Origin of the sequence: Paenibacillus polymyxa (assembly GCF_018614975.1) — a bacterium.
Taxonomy (GTDB): Bacteria; Bacillota; Bacilli; order Paenibacillales; family Paenibacillaceae; genus Paenibacillus; species Paenibacillus polymyxa_E.
In genome coordinates this window covers 1-18774 of the sequence record NZ_JAGGNR010000028.1, presented here as the reverse complement: position 1 = coordinate 18774, position 18774 = coordinate 1, and the positions used below count along the sequence as shown (strand labels likewise).

14 protein-coding genes, 1 other RNA gene and 2 pseudogenes are annotated in these 18774 nt (G+C 45.4%); 12 read left to right on the top strand and 5 right to left on the bottom strand.

Translation table 11 applies throughout. The features are described from left to right. Positions 1-175 precede the first annotated feature (175 nt). The 4 genes from smpB (at position 176) to J7E78_RS20925 (ending at position 2457) form a co-directional block, all read left to right on the top strand. Positions 176-658 (top strand): SsrA-binding protein SmpB, encoded by a 483-nt coding sequence (smpB, locus tag J7E78_RS20940; protein WP_036674736.1) that lies wholly within the window; start codon positions 176-178, stop codon positions 656-658. 585 nt (positions 659-1243) lie between these two features. Beyond that, positions 1244-1608: a transfer-messenger RNA gene (gene ssrA, locus J7E78_RS20935) on the top strand. A gap of 86 nt (positions 1609-1694) precedes the next feature. After that, a complete protein-coding gene (locus J7E78_RS20930) occupies positions 1695-1892 on the top strand; it encodes a hypothetical protein (protein WP_215078040.1) in 198 nt (65 codons plus the stop codon). Then, positions 1885-2457, top strand: a complete 573-nt coding sequence (locus J7E78_RS20925; RefSeq protein WP_215078039.1) for a zeta toxin family protein — start codon at positions 1885-1887, stop codon at positions 2455-2457. The genes J7E78_RS20930 and J7E78_RS20925 overlap by 8 nt, the downstream gene beginning before the upstream one ends. A gap of 427 nt (positions 2458-2884) precedes the next feature. Here J7E78_RS20925 and J7E78_RS20920 read toward each other — a convergent pair whose 3' ends face one another. After that, positions 2885-3046 carry a hypothetical protein gene (locus tag J7E78_RS20920; RefSeq protein WP_215078038.1) on the bottom strand — a complete coding sequence of 54 codons (162 nt, stop codon included), beginning with the start codon at positions 3044-3046 and terminating at the stop codon, positions 2885-2887. Between the two features lie 94 nt (positions 3047-3140). Between J7E78_RS20920 and J7E78_RS20915 the strand changes: the two genes are divergently transcribed. After that, a complete protein-coding gene (locus J7E78_RS20915; RefSeq protein WP_215078037.1) occupies positions 3141-3728 on the top strand; it encodes a hypothetical protein in 588 nt (195 codons plus the stop codon). Positions 3729-4369: 641 nt separating this feature from the next. Here J7E78_RS20915 and ltrA read toward each other — a convergent pair. The 4 genes and pseudogenes from ltrA to J7E78_RS20895 form a co-directional block, all read right to left on the bottom strand. After that, on the bottom strand, positions 4370-6334 hold the full coding sequence (ltrA, locus tag J7E78_RS20910) for a group II intron reverse transcriptase/maturase (protein WP_215078036.1): 1965 nt from the start codon (positions 6332-6334) through the stop codon (positions 4370-4372). 759 nt (positions 6335-7093) lie between these two features. After that, positions 7094-7307 (bottom strand): annotated as a pseudogene (locus tag J7E78_RS20905) (GntR family transcriptional regulator); the annotation flags it as partial. Between the two features lie 233 nt (positions 7308-7540). After that, positions 7541-7966 carry an ABC-2 transporter permease gene (locus J7E78_RS20900; protein ID WP_311517756.1) on the bottom strand — a complete coding sequence of 142 codons (426 nt, stop codon included), beginning with the start codon at positions 7964-7966 and terminating at the stop codon, positions 7541-7543. After that, positions 7959-8829 (bottom strand): annotated as a pseudogene (locus J7E78_RS20895) (ABC transporter ATP-binding protein). The gene J7E78_RS20900 and the pseudogene J7E78_RS20895 overlap by 8 nt, the downstream one beginning before the upstream one ends. 229 nt (positions 8830-9058) lie before the next feature. Between J7E78_RS20895 and J7E78_RS20890 the strand changes: the two are divergent. The 7 genes from J7E78_RS20890 (at position 9059) to J7E78_RS20860 (ending at position 18571) form a co-directional block, all read left to right on the top strand. Further along, the gene (locus J7E78_RS20890; RefSeq protein WP_251035172.1) at positions 9059-11092 is read left to right on the top strand and encodes a cache domain-containing sensor histidine kinase; all 2034 of its coding nucleotides are present in this window, start codon (positions 9059-9061) and stop codon (positions 11090-11092) included. After that, a complete protein-coding gene (locus J7E78_RS20885; RefSeq protein ID WP_215078035.1) occupies positions 11083-12861 on the top strand; it encodes a response regulator in 1779 nt (592 codons plus the stop codon). The genes J7E78_RS20890 and J7E78_RS20885 overlap by 10 nt, the downstream gene beginning before the upstream one ends. Positions 12862-13050: 189 nt before the next feature. Beyond that, positions 13051-14364 (top strand): extracellular solute-binding protein, encoded by a 1314-nt coding sequence (locus J7E78_RS20880; RefSeq protein ID WP_215078034.1) that lies wholly within the window; start codon positions 13051-13053, stop codon positions 14362-14364. 217 nt (positions 14365-14581) lie between these two features. Beyond that, a complete protein-coding gene (locus J7E78_RS20875; RefSeq protein ID WP_215078033.1) occupies positions 14582-15451 on the top strand; it encodes a carbohydrate ABC transporter permease in 870 nt (289 codons plus the stop codon). Positions 15452-15466: 15 nt separating this feature from the next. Further along, positions 15467-16342, top strand: a complete 876-nt coding sequence (locus J7E78_RS20870; RefSeq protein ID WP_215078032.1) for a carbohydrate ABC transporter permease — start codon at positions 15467-15469, stop codon at positions 16340-16342. Positions 16343-16530: 188 nt separating this feature from the next. Then, the gene (locus tag J7E78_RS20865; RefSeq protein ID WP_215078031.1) at positions 16531-17172 is read left to right on the top strand and encodes a polysaccharide deacetylase family protein; all 642 of its coding nucleotides are present in this window, start codon (positions 16531-16533) and stop codon (positions 17170-17172) included. Between the two features lie 145 nt (positions 17173-17317). Next, complete coding sequence (locus J7E78_RS20860; RefSeq protein WP_215078030.1) at positions 17318-18571, top strand: mechanosensitive ion channel family protein; 1254 nt, start codon at positions 17318-17320, stop codon at positions 18569-18571. Positions 18572-18774 lie beyond the last annotated feature (203 nt).

The following is an 18774-nucleotide window of genomic DNA, read 5'->3' as shown; positions in this document are numbered from 1 at the left end:
TTTCACACAGTCTGATAGTGGTGTAATGAGGAGGGGCGGCAGAGGTCGCCTCTTTCTTGATTTTAACAGCCGTACTTGCTACAATTAAGGTCTGGCACGTGGTACCTTGGTGCAACATTGGGTGCGTTGCTATAGAGCATGGTACCGGCTTATTTTACGGAGAAGGAGTGAGGACATGGGCAAGAATGATGGACAGAGTAAAGTGCTCGCACAGAATAAAAAGGCTTCCCATGACTACTTCATTGAAGATACGTATGAAGCGGGCATGGTGCTTACCGGAACGGAGATCAAATCTCTTCGTAACGGCCGTGCGAATATTGGTGATGCATTTGCCACGATTCGAAACGGTGAGATTCATATTCACAATATGCATATTAGTCCTTTTGAACAAGGAAACCGAAATAATCCACTCGATCCGACACGTACGCGCAAGTTGCTGATGCATAAAGTGCAGATTCACAAGCTGCTCGGGCTGTCGAAACAGGATGGTTACAGCATTGTTCCGCTGAAAATTTATATCCGCAACGGTTATGCCAAGCTTTTGCTTGGACTGGGTAAAGGTAAGAAGCAGTATGATAAACGGGAGACTGCAGCCAAGCGGGATGCACAACGTGATATCCAACGGGTACTGCGCGAGAAGCAGAAGGTTGCACGTTAAGTGGAGCGCTGGGCGCGAAAGCTTTATTTTAGGTGAATAAGATAGTTTTGTAATGGAGCCAGGAAGATTGATGTATGAGTTAAGGAGTCTCAGGGTTTGTCCTGCAATGGGCAAGATTGAGGCTTTTTTTTAGTTGAAAGGGGATGTGGTGTGAATAGCCGAAGTGTGCAGTGTGCTGATTTCCTTTGATATGTGTTGAAGGGAAGTCGGTAGGAGCATGGAAGCTTGGCGCGTTGATGAATCTAAATTTTTAGCCTTTGCGTAGTTTGCCTGAAACGTGGGTAAGATACTTAGGTGCCGTTGTTCGTGATCCGATCTGGGTAAACTTTACTTCCGATTGGTGACGCGGTATAATATGTAGACGATGAAGCCTGTTGTATTGGATAACCTTGTACACATGCTCAGCCTGCTGGAATGTCTTCCAGCAATCTGTACTATTTCGGTGAATTGTCCTGTGTTATGATTATTCATGTAGCAGACAGGAATGCCGAGTTTGAAAGAAGCATCTTTTTACCTTGGAGGAAAAAGATGTGCAGCACCTTTGCTCCGTATTCACGGATTAATCCTGGAGCCCTTCTTAATTGAGGGGGCGTTTATGGATTCGACGGGGATAGTTCGAGCATGGGTAGCGGGTAGTGGGGACGCGTCCGCTTTATCAACGCTAAAGCCTATTAAACGGCAAACAACAAACAAACTACGCTTTCGCAGCCTAAGAAACTGTGTGCGTGCTTCTACCCTGCATCGCCCATGTGACAGGGATAGGGGCTAACTAGTAGTGGGATACGCTGTCACATCTCCGCCTGGGGTGTGCTGAAGAAGACAATCAGGCTGACCCAACGCATAGCCGGTTACGGGGCGATACTCGGGTGACATCAAAACTGTGACTACACCCGTAGAAGCTTATGTGCCGTTATCTTCGGACAGGGGTTCGACTCCCCTCGCCTCCATTAGAGTCAAAAGCCACCAACCAGTGTTCTGGTTGGTGGCTTTTCTATTTATGATATAATAAGCATAAATTTAGATTGGGGGATTCAAAATGTTCGAAAATCGAGAACAGCTCCAAGAAATTTTAAATAAAGCCAATCAACATGCACGGAAACAAGCTAAAGAATCAGGTGCCTCTATTTACTATATAAAGAATAACAAACGCGTTCGTGAGGATGCTGCCGGTAATAAATTCGAAATTATATTTGATGCTTCTGGGAAACGCCAGGAGTTTGAGTATCATGAGTGAAATTAGACCAGTCATGACTGTGTTTGCTGGAACCAATGGAGCAGGGAAAAGTACACTCACCATGCAAATGAGAGAGTGGCTTGGTGAACTGGTTGATCCGGATCAAATTGCAAGAGAGTTGAAGCCAGAGAATCCGCGCAGTGCTGACCTATCTGCTGGTAGGGAAGCTGTGAAAAGAATTCGATCTCTCATTAAAAGTGGTATAAACTTCGCTATTGAAACGACATTGTCCGGATCATTTGTTTTAAAACATATGGAAATTGCAAAAGAAAACCGTTACGAAATTGTCGTATACTATATCGGTCTTGAGGATGTTCAAATGCATATAGATCGTGTAGCCTCTCGTGTTGAACAAGGTGGACATTGGATTGCAGAAGAAGACATTCGTTATCGATATGGTCAGTCATTGAAGAACCTTAAACCGGCTCTAGCCATCGCAGATCAGGTTATCATCATTGATAATACATACGAGCCTTTAATTGTTGCAGAAATCATACAGGGTGATTTGATCTATTGTGTTGAGTCCATACCTGCTTGGGCTAATCCTGTTCTTGTGGGTTACTGATACACGGGTGACATCACAACAGTGACTACACCCGTAGAAGCTTATGTGCCGTTATCTTCGGACAGGGGTTCGACTCCCCTCGCCTCCAAGATGGTACTTGACGATTAAGTACTCAAGAAAAAAGAATCAGACGGTGAGCATCTGAATGATGTTCGACCGATTTGATTCTTTTTTTATTACAACTTGACGGAACATAGATTGTACAAGCAGCTTCTGCGTCTCAGCTTCGATCAGGGCCCCATCTCATAAGCATGGATGACAGACTTACTTTTTGCAATGAGTAGACTCTCCAGCATTAAGCAGGAAGTTATTCAACGCAGCTACTGGACCACGAAAGCGAGTTCAATTACATCAATGTCGGTGAAATGCATATGAGTAACCGTCGACTACGTGAGCTTAAACAGGGGGGCTTGAAAGTTGTGGTTAACTATACTTTCTTTTTTGAAAATAAAAAGTAACTTAGTACAATAGCCAAGATTCCTAAAACTGAGTAAACTATCTTGAACGTATCATTCGCAAGCTGAGTCACAAAAAATCCACCAATTGCAATAGCTAGAATTAATAGACCAAAAGGCACTCTGTTTTTCAAATTAAAACCTCCTTTTGTATATATTTGGTTGAATTATAGCACATTTTGGTATAATATGTCCTTGTACCAAATATTAGAAAAAAGGAGAGAGAACATGAATTATTTTTTCAAGAGCACTATTTCTAGTATTGTGGCTTTGGTATTGTTATTGAATTTGGTAGGTGTAGCTTCGGCGAGTGCTAACAACGAGAATATTACATACCAATTCAGCCAAACTGAATTTGCTGAGTTGGAAAAGGCCTTATACCTTATTGAAGCTATCCCTGATGAAGTGATTGAAAAAGGTGCTCAAGCAACTGCAAAATGGCTAAGTGCTTATACAGGGGATAAGTATATTACAGATGGTGATAAATTTTATAATTTGTCTAAAGATGATACTGTAGGAACGCTGGGTGTTATTGGTTGTACTTCTGCAGTAGGGCTTGCTATTGCGGAGAACCTTTTCGCATTCGCAAAAATTGCAAAGATTAAAGATGTTATCAAAGCCGGTGGAGGCGTAACAAAATTCATTGGTAACTTGGTTCCAGCTTTCAAAGTTGCTAAGAACGAGTGGGGTTACAGCGTAAGTGAGGCAATTGGGTATGCCGTCAAATTCGCTGCAAAAGACGCTGGTCCTGAGTTGATTAGTGCAGCAATTGGTTTTTTTAGTATTGGTGATATCTATTCTGCTTGTTTCGAATGAAGAACTCATAATTAGTATTGATTTAATAAGAAAATCAAAGGAAATAGCGGGTCTGTTCCGATGGATCGGGACTCACCCGTTTTTCTATTCTTGACTCGGAATTCGTGGCTTCAGTCAAATGGTCTTGTTCTTACTCTCCTGTAACTTAGAACGTAAGCATTTAAAGCAAAGAGCGTAACTTTTATGCTGCGGACGGTACGGTATGCTAGTGTGGCATATAAAATAACCGTTATAACAAAAAAAGCCACGGATCCCGTGACTTCTTACGCGTGTATGTTCTTGTCTCCGACACCTTAAATCAAATATTCATTTGTTTATTGCACTTGCGATTAGACCGACTGCGGTTGTTAATAAATCATTTTCAACAGTTCAATCACTTCATCCAGGGTGAAGCTAAAAGATTTGTAATAGGATATGTCTACTTCCATTTTATTCAAGATCATTTCATTGCGAATTCGCAGGATCTCTTCAGATGAATATTCGGCCACAAAACATCCTTTACCTGATAGGAATAGGTGGGGGTCATCTTTCCATGTTGATGGCTAAGAGCCCCTTTCCCCTCCTTCACACCGTGCGTGCCACTTTCACGGCACACGGCGCTCCATCATCATCATCTTTTTGCGCGCTAACTTGTTTCACCCTTATATCGTTATTGCTGACATTAGTTCTTCCGCTTTCTTTTCTTTCCTTGTTTTTCTGAGTTGTGAAAGCTCACTACTGTTTTTAATTGGTAGCATTTCTCTGAATTTCCGTATTGCCTCCCAGATTTTCTTACCTTCGTATGAATAATCTTTTCCGTCGTGAATTTTTCGATGGCATTTTACGCAAAGTGTTGATAAGTTCGGTACTTTGTTTGTATCTTTGATTGGGAGTTTAGGGCAGTTATGGTGTATATTCACGTTGTCTCCAAAGGCATTTGTTTTACACACCTTACATTTTCCTTTATCCCTGTTGTACGCATATGCTCTGTTCATGATATATTCAAAATTGTATATAGGGTTATACTCTTTTCCTAGGAGGGTATACCTTATTTGGTGCTCTGTGAGGAGTTTATCTGCCCTCACTTTGAGCGGTATTTTGATTGTTCGTTCTCGGTGCATTTTTCTTCCCTCTTTGGTGTAGGGTGTTTCCTTATGGTCTTTGAATTTCCCAGGTTGCCATTTGATAAATCCGATGCTAGTCAATCCAAATTTCATTCCCTCGTGTTCAACTGCCCATATTCTGGCTTTGTAGTTCTCATGAACTGATCTGAGGTTGTCGGTCTGGTCAGCAGGAATCCTTATCACCTTGCGATTCTTTTTCCTGCCCCATAAACTACGTTTTGTCGTGGTCCATAATGTTGACTTGTATCTTCCTAAGTCAACATTTACCAAGGTCGCACGTTTGTAGTATTCCGCTAGCCCTCTTATCTTCGAGTTTATGCGTGCAATTTTGTCGATGAGTAATTCTTTAGTTTTCTGTCTTCTGAGGTTCTTGATGTCTTTTCGAATTTCTCTGACTTTAGTTTGTAGTCTTTCGCGGTTGGGTCTTGTTTGACTGATCCATCCCTTTTTTGCTTTTCCTGGTCTGACTTTGAGTTCATATCCTAAGAACTTCATGGCCCTCTTTGACACATTCGTTACAAGCGTTTTTTCATGGGAAAGATCGAGTTTCAGGTTGTTGTTTAGGTATCTTGCAATGCGATGTTTCCATTTTTCCGCATTGATTCTACTGTTTGTTACAAGTACCCAATCGTCAGCATATCTGATAAAGTATGCAGGCTTGAGATTTGTACTTGTTCTCAATGCCCTGTATCTAGCGTCTTGCCTTGAATAGTTCTGTTTTGTTCTCTTTTCTTCCCATTCTCTTGCAACCCATTTGTCAAATGAGTGTAAGTACACATTTGCCAATAATGGGGAAATGATTCCTCCTTGCGGTGTTCCCAATTCATTTGTTTTGGTCTCTTCCATAACGCCTGCTTTAAGCATTTGTTTGATGAGCATCAGGACTCTTTTGTCTCTCACTCCCATGTTCCATAATTTCTTTAGAAGTATGGAGTGATTGATTGTGTCAAAGAATTTAGATATTTCTCCTTCAACTACCCATGTATGCCCTGTTTTCCATAAGATGTCTGTTAATTGTGACAGTGCTTGGTGGGCGTCCCTCATTGGTCGTGATCCGTACGAATGTTTGTAGAACTGTGCTTCCATTATTGGGTCAATGACGTTCCTTACGCATTCTTGGATGATTCTATCTCCGATTGTGGGTATCCCTAGCGGTCGTTTTTCTTCCTTTCCCGGTTTGGGTATCCATTTTCGTCTTACAGGTTTGGGATGGTAGTTTTGTAGGTTCTTCCGCACATAATCTATGACCTCGTCATAATGTGACTCCAGAATTTCTCTTATTGTTATGTCGTCCACTCCTGGCGTCTTGCTACCAGGATTGCCTTTAAGCTTGTGAATTGCTGTCACAATATTTGCTTCTGAACCTATAACCTCAACCAAATTTTTGAAGCCTGTTATTCTGCCATTTTCTGATTCACTTTCGTCCTTAGTTATTCTATACATCAGGTCGAGAGTTGCTTTCAATTCTTGTTCGTCTTGGGGGTGTTTCAGTTCTCGTGCCAATGGAATTTCACTCCTTCCTTGCGGAAAGCATCGGCGTTAATCGTGTACGCTCAACGGCTTCCTGAAAGTAAACAGTTATTCGCATTGGATGATAATGACTATGCCCCTTCGCCATGTACTAGGCTTTCCCTAGCTCGGACTACTACGGGCTGCTGCCACCCCGATTCATAAGTCATTTCCTACTTATTAGACCCATTGGAGTTACCGTTCCTTAACATTGTCTTTAGGGTTTCCGCTGTTCCCTATGTTCTAGCCTTGCATAGTTCCCTTAGCTTCCTTCTCTAACCCGTAAGCCGACCTTTTACCCGTTGCTGGAGGGCGCAGGTCTCTATACTTCTGCGAGTATAGGATAGGTGTGACCCAGTATAAAATCAATGCACCCATGACTTAGATCGCCAGAGGCGACAGAGACTTTCCGAGGAAAGTCTCCATAAATATCGAGCCGTACATTCGAAGATTCGTCAGTTGTTAGAACAACATTCTAAGCATAGGAACTTTATGGCCTCCCGAACTCTGGTTGTTAAGCCAGAGCCCGACTTCACCGAGCTTCACACAGATTCCTTGGTAATGAAATCCGCATGTCGGAGGATTAGAGAAAGTTTACCAGCATTTAAACTTTAGTAGGAACTTCCCCTACCTATTCGAACATAGAGTTAAACCACATTAATTACTTAATCAACATCTAATGACGTTGCTTACTTAACGTAGTTCCTCGGTTTTTATCCTTCATTTCTGAAGGGATTGTGCACCGAGAACAACGCGCACTTACTGTATTTATCAGACCACTTCGATCGAGTTCTTCCCAAGCCTTTTTTACGGTGATAACACTTACGCGAAGCTCTTGCGCTGCCTGTCGAATCGGTGGTAAACAATAACCGCTTTCTAACTCTCCTTTCAGGATCTGATCGCTGATCTGCTCGAAAAGCTGCTGATAAGTCGGTTTTTCAGATGTATTCGAGATGGATACGTTCATTTCATAAAATCTCCACATTGAGGAATCACTTAGCCGCCATCCGATAGGCGATCATAGTTAATGCAATAAATATCACGGTGCCTGCAGCCAGAAGAGATATTTGAAGTCCTGTATTGTGGACCCCGGAACCATTAAAAATGTCGGACACAAAAGGACTCTGGACACCGATCCATTGGGCAACTCCGGCAAAAAGCATAGCGGCCGTTATCGATACAATCGTCGGCCTGCCGAATTTATACGCTGTCTTGTAGTACATGGGGATAAAGATCACGTTGAAGATCGCAAGCATGATAAAACACAGGGCCCAAAAACCCAAATACGGTCCGAAGAAAGAGTTTGTCAGATTCGGATATAAAGTAAATATTGATCACACCAAAGATCATAGCCATGACGATATGCAATAATTCCATGATAACCATAACAATCACCCTTGCTTTCACGATGTCTTTTTTGGTGATGGGCATGGTCGAGGTAAATATTAAATCGTTCTGTGCTCTAAATTGTCCGAACATAATCGGTACCGTGATCCAGCAATAATAGAGGATGACAATAAAGTACAGCCAACCGGGGATCAGCATTAAGGCGCCTAAAATAACAGGCAAAAGAAAAAATAAAGGACTGATCGCTAATTTCAAATCCTTCATCACCAAGTTATACATACATATCCTCCTTTTTTGCGAAGTAAATCATGATATCCTCGAGACTTGGCGTGGTAGCTCTAAAATCGGAAGAGGCATCGAAGTCTCTGGAAGGGATCAATCCGGTAAAACCGAATGAGTTTACTTTGTAGGAAATCATCTTTTCTTTAAAATGGTTCAGCTGGTTTTTGTTACCGCTTAGTAAGCGAAAGGACTCCATAAGTTCATATTTCTCTGAACTGGCGATGACCTGCCCGTTATTGATAGAGGTAATAAAATCCGCGCATTTCTCCAAATCTGATGTAATGTGAGTAGAGAAAAGTATGCTGATTTCGCCATTGACGACAAGCTCTTGAAAGATATCCAACAGATCATCTCTTGCAGCCGGATCGAGCCCGCTTGTGGGTTCATCGAGGATGAGAAGCTTCGCTCCATGCGATAATACAATGGCCAGACTGTACTTCACTTTCATTCCTGTCGACAATTCGGCGATTTTTTGTTTTCATCCAATTTGAATCTTCTCAGATATTTGTGATAGGTGTCATCATCCTAATTCTTGTAGAATTCTTAATGACCTCCGTCAACGTCTTAATCTTGCTGCGAGTATAAAAATCAATGCCGCCAAAGGCGCATCCGATTTCATGTTTCAATTCGATTTCATGTTTCAATTCGATTTCGTGCTCAGCGATATCCTTGCCCAGAATACGCACTTCACCGCTATCGATATGAATCATATTCAAGTTCGATTTTATGGTGGTCGTTTTCCCCGCGCCATTGGCACCGATAAACCCCATAATATAACCCTTTTCTAGTTGAAACGATACGTCTTTTAACTGAAAGTTCGGGTATTTCTTATTTAAGTTTCGAATGTCTAATGCCAGCATATCGTACCTCCTTAACAAATCGTGTATGTTGTGCATGCACAATTAGTGAAGTCAAGGTTAACTCATGGATCAGCCAATACCTGAAAAAATAAAGAATAGAAGGAATTGAACATCAGATTATAGCATTAAAAAGGGTGAGCCTCGTTCACAGACAGGCCTATAATATACAATTGTATAAAACCCGAGAGTGCGGTGGATGCCACAGCATCGGAACGAATGGAGGATCAGATTGAACACAAATAAAAATGCAACTACGAATGAGAATGAGAATTCCCGTTTCAAAGAGTTCATTCAACGCAAGCCCAAGACGCTGGCTTTCAAAATCCCGTTTGCCTACTTTGTCATTATTCTGCTAACGGTGGCGTTCAGTGCGTTGGTGTTGAATCAAATCTCGGAAAATGATGCGCAGCGAAAGATCAATGAAGCATCAATGCAGACAATTACATCCATTGAGACTAACGTTAATCTGATGATCGAGAACGTGAACAATTATTCGAAAATGATTTTCTCCGATCCCAACTTGCAGAACCTGCTGCGGCAGGGCAATGTGTACTCCAATTTACAGACACAGTCCAAGGTCAGTGCATATCTGAACAATCTTATGCAAGCGGTTCCAATTATCGATTCAGTATATATTTATGATAATTCGGGGCACCGATTCTCGGTCGGTAATCAGGAATGGCCCACGTTTATGGAAGCAAATGTGAAGGAAGCACCGTGGTACGAACAGGCACTGAAGCACAATGGACGATATCTGCTCAGGCTGAATGGTGGCAACAACGATAGCGGAGTCTCGGCCATGGGGGAGAATGATGGGCAAGAGGTGGTTTCGTTTATTCGGCTTATTCGGGATTTGGATGATACGTCTCCGCTTGGATTTCTGGTCATGAACATCAAGGGGGCATCCATCGCTCAAGCCTACGCCAACCTGTCTGCACCGGATTCATTTCAGGTGGCCATTTTGGATGAGCATCAGCGGGTGATCGCAACCAACGCAACCGATGGAAAGAAGGCCGTGCCTGCTGTATCCGACGCATCCATGTCAGCGGCTTCTGGACAGGAAGGGATGCACGAGATGTTAGAGGCCAATCAGGCCAGGTTAAAACAAGCTTTTCAAAAGCAGCCCTCTGGCTTTATCACTTTACATTCACGTGGTCAGGAATACGCAGTGACATATCGCTCGACTGGTGATGATCAGTGGAAATTCATTAGCATGAGTCCATACCGGGCTACGGATACCCGTAATAAATCTATGGTACTGCTTGCGCTGATCTTACTGGCGGTGAATGGGACTGTCTTTTTTGTCAGTTCATTCATCATCTCGCGCAGTGTCATCAAGCCGATTCACAAGCTGCTTCGTGCCATGCAGAAAGCGCCAAGCGGCAACTTCCGCAAAGTGACGGTTGAGCTGAACAGCTACGAGTTCGCACAGCTATATGGAGGATACAACCAGATGATTGAGCAGATTGACGAGATGTTGAAACGCATCATTCAGGAGCAGCAGACGATCCGCCGTGCAGAGCTGAATACACTTCAGGCGCAGATCAAGCCGCATTTTCTATACAACACACTTGATTCCATTACCTCCCTGGCGATGTCGGGCATGAACGATAAGGTATGTGAGCTGTTAGAAGCGCTTGGAAGTTACTATCGGCTGAGTGTCAGCAAAGGGCGTGAACTGATTACGCTGCACGAGGAGGTTGAGATTGTACGCAATTATCTGACGATCCAGCAGGTACGATACCCCGGTGTATTTGAGGTGCAGTACGATATTGCTCCAGATTGTGAGCGAGTGATGATTCCCAAGCTTGTGCTCCAGCCGTTGGTGGAAAATTCGCTGTATCACGGTATTCGTCCCAAAGGCAGCCCGGGCACGATACGCATCCAAGCTCGTCGATCCAAGGAGGGAGTACTTCTAATGATCACTGACGATGGAGTCGGCATGTCCGAGGAAGATGTGCAGCAGGTTCAACGCACAGAAGTGAACAGGTTTAATCACTCAAACTCATCTAATCCATTTAACTCTTCGAATATCTCTAACTCATCTAACCCCTCTAATTCAACTAATCTTTTCAATCCTTCCAATCTTTCTAAGATTACCTATATCGCTAAACACAATCCAAGCTTTGGCTTATGGGGGACGATGGAGCGGCTTCGCATTTTTTATGACAGAGAAGATGGACTTAAGCTGCAGAGCGAGGTTGGAAAAGGAACCACCATTATCATAACGATCCCGAAGGGAGCCGATGAATCATGGAACTAACTTTGGAACCATTAAAGGTATTGATTGTGGATGACGAGTACCTCATCCGAAATCTGCTGCGCATGCGTATCGATTGGGAGCAGCAAGGCATGAGTATCATTGGAGAGGCCTCGGATGCTGCAGAGGCTTTGGAACAGGTCGAGCTGTTGCGTCCAGACATCGTGTTCACGGACATATACATGCCAAAGATGGACGGTGTTGAACTGAGCGGCATTCTCATGGAGCGTTACCCGAACATAAAAATCGTGGTTGTGACGGGACATGATGAATTTGAATATGCTCGTCAGAGTGTGAAGCTGGGCATATCCGATTTTATTTTGAAACCCATTCGTGCTTCTGAGTTATTACAGGTTACGGCGAAGCTGCGAGAGGCAATCGAGCAGGAGATGGGGCGTGAGTACGAGCTGATGAAGCTGCGGGAGGAGATGAAGCAGAGCCTGCCTTATCTCAGGGAGAGGTTTGTAAATCAATGGTTAAGTGACGTGATACCTGAGGATGAACTACAAGAGAAGGCAAGTTTCTTAGGCATTCCTATCTCGTCTAGTGAACCAGGATTACGCATCGCAGTAATGGAGGTTGAGGTTGCTGTACCGCGAGCGAAGATAGCTGCACCAGAGGTATACCCACATCTGTCCGAGACATCTCATCAAGCTCATGAAGCTCATCAAGCCCGTCAACCCCACCAATACAGCCAAGTTCAACGAGAGCCTCAACACGATCAAACCCAATTAAGCCAGCATCAGACAGAAGCCCATCGACAACCCGCTGAGGAAATACATATTCTGCTGCGAATGGTAGGCATGAAGCAGGTGCAGGCTTTTTATCCGCAGGATTCGCACACCCTTATCGTTATGGACCCGCATAACCGGATCGTTGTACTCTCGCTTGGAGCGGATACCGAATTCTCCAATCAGGTGCAGCAGCTTCAGGAAGAACTTCAATATACGCTTAAACTCGAAGGATATGAAGTTGATGTGACCGTAGGCATTGGGCAATGGCAATCAGGATGGGGAAGAGCCTGTGTGGGATACCGGGAAGCGTGTCGTGCACTCGATTATCAGGCGTTTGTGGGGAAAAATCAGGTCATTTGCTTCGAGGATCTGGTCATCGAAGGCGGGCAGAGGCTCTACCACTCGGATGCTCAGCTGCTCCAACAACTGCAATTTTGCGTCAGTGTTGGTGCGAGGGAAGAAGCGGTATTATTGCTGGAGCGTGTGCTGTCTGTGCCGTTCTCGGACGTTTCACAGTTTCGGATGGCAGCCTTGGATGTGGTTACGGAGTGCCAGCGTGCTGCCATAGAGCAGCAGATTGAGGGAGAGCACGCATTGAACAAAGAGGCCATTGCGGCCATTTTTACAGCAGATCATCTGCCCGAACTAAAACGTATGTTGGAGCAGCATGTCCGCACCGTATCGGATGTCATACAAGCTAAGCGACAGGCCAAGGAAGGCAATCTGATCGATCGGGTGATGGCTTATCTTGAAGAGAATATGGGCAATGCGGAAGTGGGGCTTTCCAGTACCGCGGCTGCTTTTTATGTAAGTTCGGGCCATTTGGGGCGGCTGGTGAAAAAAGAAACCGGGCAGACATTTGTGGAATATCTGACCCAACTCCGCATGAAGAAGGCTGAACAGCTGCTGAAACAGACGGATATGAAAGGATATGAGATTGGGGAGCAGGTGGGCATCCCTGACCCTCATTATTTCAGCGTCTTGTTCAAAAAACATATCGGCCGATCCATGAATGAATATCGGAATGTAAAAAACTGAAAAACGAGAGTGCAATCGGGAGTGTCGGGGGAGTGCGGAGAAGGTTTGAGCGTAAACCGACTTCCGGTTCCAATTCCACATATGTTCGAATATTACAAATGGATGCCTGTTTTCTAAATGGAGAACAAAGCACATTTTGCCTAAAATATGGGCTAGAACCAACGAAAACACATAGGGAGGTCCGTAGATATGAAAGCGCTACTAAAAAAATCAGCAAGTCTAATTTTGGCTCTGGGCATTGTAAGCAGTCTGGCGGCATGTTCATCCGGCTCGTCCGGCGGTGCACAGGGGGAAAGTAATGGCAAGATCAAGCTGACGCTATGGGATCAATCGGTCGGCAATACCGATCCTTCGGCCAAGCTGCTGCCCGAGATTGTTGAGAAATGGAACAGCGAGCATCCAGACATTCAGGTTGAACGTACAGGCACGACAGGAGAACAGTACAAAACCAAAGTCAAAACATCGATTGCAGCTGGTGAAGCGCCAGACCTGTTCTATGGCATGGGTGGCGGCAGCTTCATGCAGCCGTACATCAAATCCGGTAATGTGCTGGAAATCTCAAGTTACCTGACGGACGATATCAAAGAACGAATGGGCCCGGGAATGGCTGAGGCGATCAATATGGACGGCAAAATCTACACATTGCCCGTGTACACACATATCGCCAACCTTTACGTGAATACGGAATTGTTCGAGCAGGCGGGTGCCAAGATTCCGACCACCTATAACGAACTGCTGGATGCAGTCGCCAAGCTGAAAGCGGCAGGAATCACCCCGGCTGTGATTGGAGAGAAGGATCGCTGGCCTGGCATGTACTGGTACGACATTATTGCGATGCGTCAGGCAGGCAATGCTGCGGTGATGGAAGCCTTTAAAGATCCGTCAAAGTGGGATTCGCCCGACTTTGTTGCCGCCGCAACCAAAATGCAGCAGCTTGCGCAAGCAGGAGCGTTCAACAGCAGCATGTTCAGCATGAGCTATGACGAGATGCTTGGGGCATTTAATGCAGGCAAGGGGGCGATGATGTTCCAGGCCAACTGGGTGAATGCAGGAATTGAGGATCCGTCTTCGGCAGTCAAAGGCAAAGTGAAAGTGATTCCGTTCCCGGTATTTGAGGATGGGCAAGGCACAAATACCGAAATCTTCGGGGGAGCCGTCGATGGTTTCTACATCAACCAGAATACCAAGCATCCGAAGGAAGCCGTGGAATTCCTCATGTATCTGAGCGAGCAGCTTGGTACGCAAGGTTTCCTGGCTGGAGCGGGTCTGCCAAGCTGGAAAACCGATGCACTCGACACGTCCAGCCTGTCCTCCCTGGATCTGTCTGCGGCAGATATTATGAAAACGGCGACCTCATTTATCGCGTGGTGGGATAACATTCTGCCTGCGGAATCGGCTGAAGCGCACAAAAACCTGATTGCCCAGCTGCTTGCCGGCGATGTAACACCGGAGGAGTTCTGCAAACAGATGGCACAGCTCAAACCAACAGAACTAAGTCTATAGGAAACAGGTAGGCAGGTATGCGCACGTGCAAGCATACAAGCTTAAATGCATACAGGTCCTAGAAGGTCTTTACACTACATGTCTTTGCCAATTCCCTGTGAATATCTTACGCATAGACCTTGTGAGCTTGCACGGCTACCGCTACTAACCATGAAGATGAACCCAAACAAGGCGTGGCCCGGCATATCCCGGTCACGCCTTTGAGAGGAGAACAACAATGAACTCTGTATTTTCCAATAAAGGCACGATAGCTGTCTTCGTACTGCCCACACTGCTTCTGTTCTGCGGGATTGTGCTTATTCCGATCTTTGTCTCCAGTTATTACAGTCTGCTGGACTGGAACGGCGTAGGGAAAGGCACATTTATCGGTCTGGACAACTATGTGGAGATGTTTAAGGATTCCCGGGTGCTGAATTCGATCAAAAACTCTCTCTTATTCGCGGGCGCTTCGGTGTTCATTCAACTGCCGATCTCGCTGGTGCTTGCCCTGATTCTGGCATCCAACGTCAAGGGAGAAGGGTTCTACCGGACTGTCTATTTCATTCCCGTTCTGATCTCGACGGTGGTCATTGCCCAGTTGTGGTCGAAAATCTATAATGCCGATTACGGACTGCTGAACGTACTGCTACAGAATATCGGCTTATCCCATTGGGCACAGGACTGGCTGGGGCAGAAGGACACCGCACTGACGGCATCGTTCATTCCAACCCTGTGGCAGTACGTGGGATATCACATGCTGCTGATGTATGCAGGTGCGAAGTCCGTGTCCCAGGATGTACTCGAAGCTGCTCGAATGGATGGTGCTTCCCGTATTCGGACGGCGTGGTCCATTATGATCCCGCTGATGAAGCCGATTCTGAAGGTAAGCCTTGTTTTTTCCGTCATCGGTGCGTTCAAGGTGTTTGACCTGATCTATGTGCTGACAGGTGGCGGGCCATTTTATACCACTGAAGTGCCAAGCACGCTGATGTACGCCACCATTTTTGATACGTTCCGGTATGGGTATGGCAGTGCGATCTCGGTCTTTATCATTGTGGAGTGTCTGGTGTGTACGATCCTCATTAATTCATTGTTCAAAACGGAGTAGAGGGAGGCATAAGGCATGAGTACCGTAGAAGTCATGTTGCAAAAAAAGCCCAAGCCGAGGTCCATCTCCGGACCAATCGGGAAAGTGTTCCTGCAAGCGTTTCTGATCCTCGTTGCGATTGTGCAGATCTATCCGCTCATCTGGCTGGCGCTGTTTTCCCTGAAGGATAACAGTGAGATTTTCAGCGGTGATGTGGCCGGGTTGCCCAAAGCGTTTTTGTGGAGCAACTACACCAAAGCCATGTCCGACGGCCATGTGCTGACCTATTTTATGAATAGTGTGCTGGTTACTGCGGCCTCCATTGTCTTGGTGCTGATCCTGTCCTCCATGACGGGTTACGCAATCACAAGAATGAACTGGAAGCTCAGCGGGTTCACGATGACGATCATTTTGCTGGGCATGATGGTGCCGATTCATGCGGCGCTGCTGCCATTGTTTATTATTTTGAAGAATCTGAACCTGCTCAACAGCTACTGGTCTCTAATCATTCCCTATGTGGCATTTGGCATTCCGATGGCAGTATTCATTCTGGGCAGTTTTTTCAAAGGTATTCCGCGAGAGATGGAGGAGTCGGCGGTGATCGACGGCTGCGGTATCTACCGGACGTTTTTCTCTATTATTCTGCCTCTGGTAACCCCGGCTATATCAACGGTAGCCATCTTCACGTTTTTGTCGTGCTGGAATGAGCTGATGTTTGCCGTCACATTTATCAATAACACGGCTTACCAGACATTGACGGTGGGTATGATGTCGATGGTGGGAACGTACATTACGCAATGGGGTATCATTGGTGCTGGACTGATGATTACGACGGTGCCAACGGTGGTCATCTATCTGCTGCTGAACAAACAGGTGCAGAAGAGTATGATCGCAGGTGCGATCAAAGGTTAGCTGGAGGCTGGACTGGAGGGCGTGGCGATAGAAGAGATAGCTGCTTGCTCGCTATGCTCTCTTTCTGGTAGATATCAGCTTGATTAGGGATTTCACAAAGTGTGATCTCTGGACTAGACCAGAGCCTGTGGTCATGGAATAATAAGGGGGTATGTAGCCAGGCAGTTTCAGAGAGGGGGCATTATGGTATGGTCAATATCGCGATGGTAGAGCAGGAGTCTGTTCGGGAAAAGGTTGTGGCGTTCACGTTTGATGATGGGCCGCATCCGGTGTATACACCTCAAGTGCTTGAGATATTCCGCCGTGCCGGTGGGCGGGCAACGTTTTTCATGATTGGCCAAGAGATGGAGAACCACCCGGAGATTGCGGCGAAGGTGCACCGTGAAGGGCATGAGATCGCCAATCATACATACACGCATCCAGACCTAACCCAGCTGACGCTGGAGGAAGCCGGGGAAGAGTTGCAACGCGCAGAACATCTTGTTCAAGAAGTTACGGGGCAACCTGCTCGCAGCTTCCGACCGCCGTATTTTGGCGTAAACGAAGAGATACTGTCTCTGGCAACGGAGCGCGGATATCGCACGATTGGTGCAGTCAACGGTGATGCGAGGGATTGGGACAATCCCGGCGTTAAGCATATCTTGGAGTATACCCGGTCTGCGGTGCAACCCGGCAGCGTGTTGATATTCCATGACGGGTACGGGGATCGTTCCCAGACCGTGGAGGCGGTTCGTGTGCTGGTGGATGAACTGGTGGGGGAAGGGTACCGTTTGGTGACGGTGAGTGAATTATTGGACATTTCTCGTGATCATGATATAAAGACGACATAATCAAGTGGACCCATCATTCTTTGAATGACAGGGTCTTTTTTTATATATAATGAATAGGAAGAACGGAGCGAAAGCAAAAACTTTGCTTGCCCTCTCAAACTACTTTATAATAATAGGCTAAACTAGATTATGTCAGGAGGAGACAATGGACTTTATCAGAAATCAACTAGAAGAACTCGGCATGAGTGGACCCTCCATTGGTTATCTTTCAAACATCATTATGATTATTTTTATAGCAGTGATCTCGATATTGGCGAATGTGATTGCCAAGCGAGTGGTGCTGAAGACGGTTCATCGTATCGTAAGTAACAACCGTTTCAAGTGGGGTCACATCGTGGTTCAGAAAAATTTATTTCAGAAGCTGTCGCATCTCGTGCCGGCCATTATTATCTATTATTCCGCTTATATTTTCTCGCCCTATCAGGCCATAATTGAAAAAGCAGCAATGACCTACATGATTGTCATCATGATCACGGTACTGAATGCTTTGCTTAATGTATTCGATGATATCTATCGTACCTATGAGGTGTCGAAGATTCGCCCAATCAAGAGTTACATTCAGGTAGCCAAGATCGTCCTGTACATTATCGGGGGCATTATCGTCATCTCCAGCCTGATTGGACAGAATCCATTAATTATTCTCAGTGGATTAGGCGCCTTGTCGGCGGTATTGATGCTGATATTCAAAGATTCCATCCTGGGGCTGGTTGCTGGTGTACAGTTATCGTCGAACGATATGGTGCGTGTCGGTGACTGGATCGAGATGCCAAAGTATAATGCGGATGGCGATGTCATCGACATTACATTAAACACGGTAAAGGTTATGAATTTTGATAAAACCATTACGATGATCCCGAGCTATGCTCTCATTTCGGACTCATTTCGGAACTGGAGAGGCATGCAGGTGTCCGGCGGCAGAAGAATTAAGCGGAGTATATATATCGATATCAGCAGTATCCGTTTTTGTACGGAAGAGATGATAGACGAGTTCGAAAAAATTCATTATCTGAGCGATTATGTTACTGCCAAATTAAAGGAAATCCAGGCTTACAACACGGAGCATGAGGTGAACATCGAGAGCAACGTGAATGGCAGACAACTGACAAACGTGGGTGTATTCCGGGAATATATCCTTCAGTATTTGAGAAATCATCCGAAGATTCATAAGGATATGACAATGATTGTTAGACAGTTGGCACCAGAGGATCGGGGATTGCCCCTTGAAATTTACGCATTTAGCAATGATACTGACTGGGACGTATACGAGAACGTTCAGTCGGATATCTTTGACCATATTTTCGCGGTGGCACAAACATTTGGACTTCGGGCCTTCCAGAATCCAACCGGACATGATATCGTGCAATTGAAAGAGAACAAGCAATATTCAAGAGAATACTAGACTATTCCATAAAATTTACGATTACGACCACACTAGTGGTCGTTTTTTCTACTTTCTGCGCGCCTAGCCAAGCTAGACACAACTAGCCGGTGAAAGTCCGGTCGAGGTAAGAGCCAAGTCGCCTCGTAGCTGACGGGCAGCTGGTGGAGAAATCCTAAGGTTGAAGCCCCGTGACAAAGTAACTTCAACACGAAGTGCGAGCA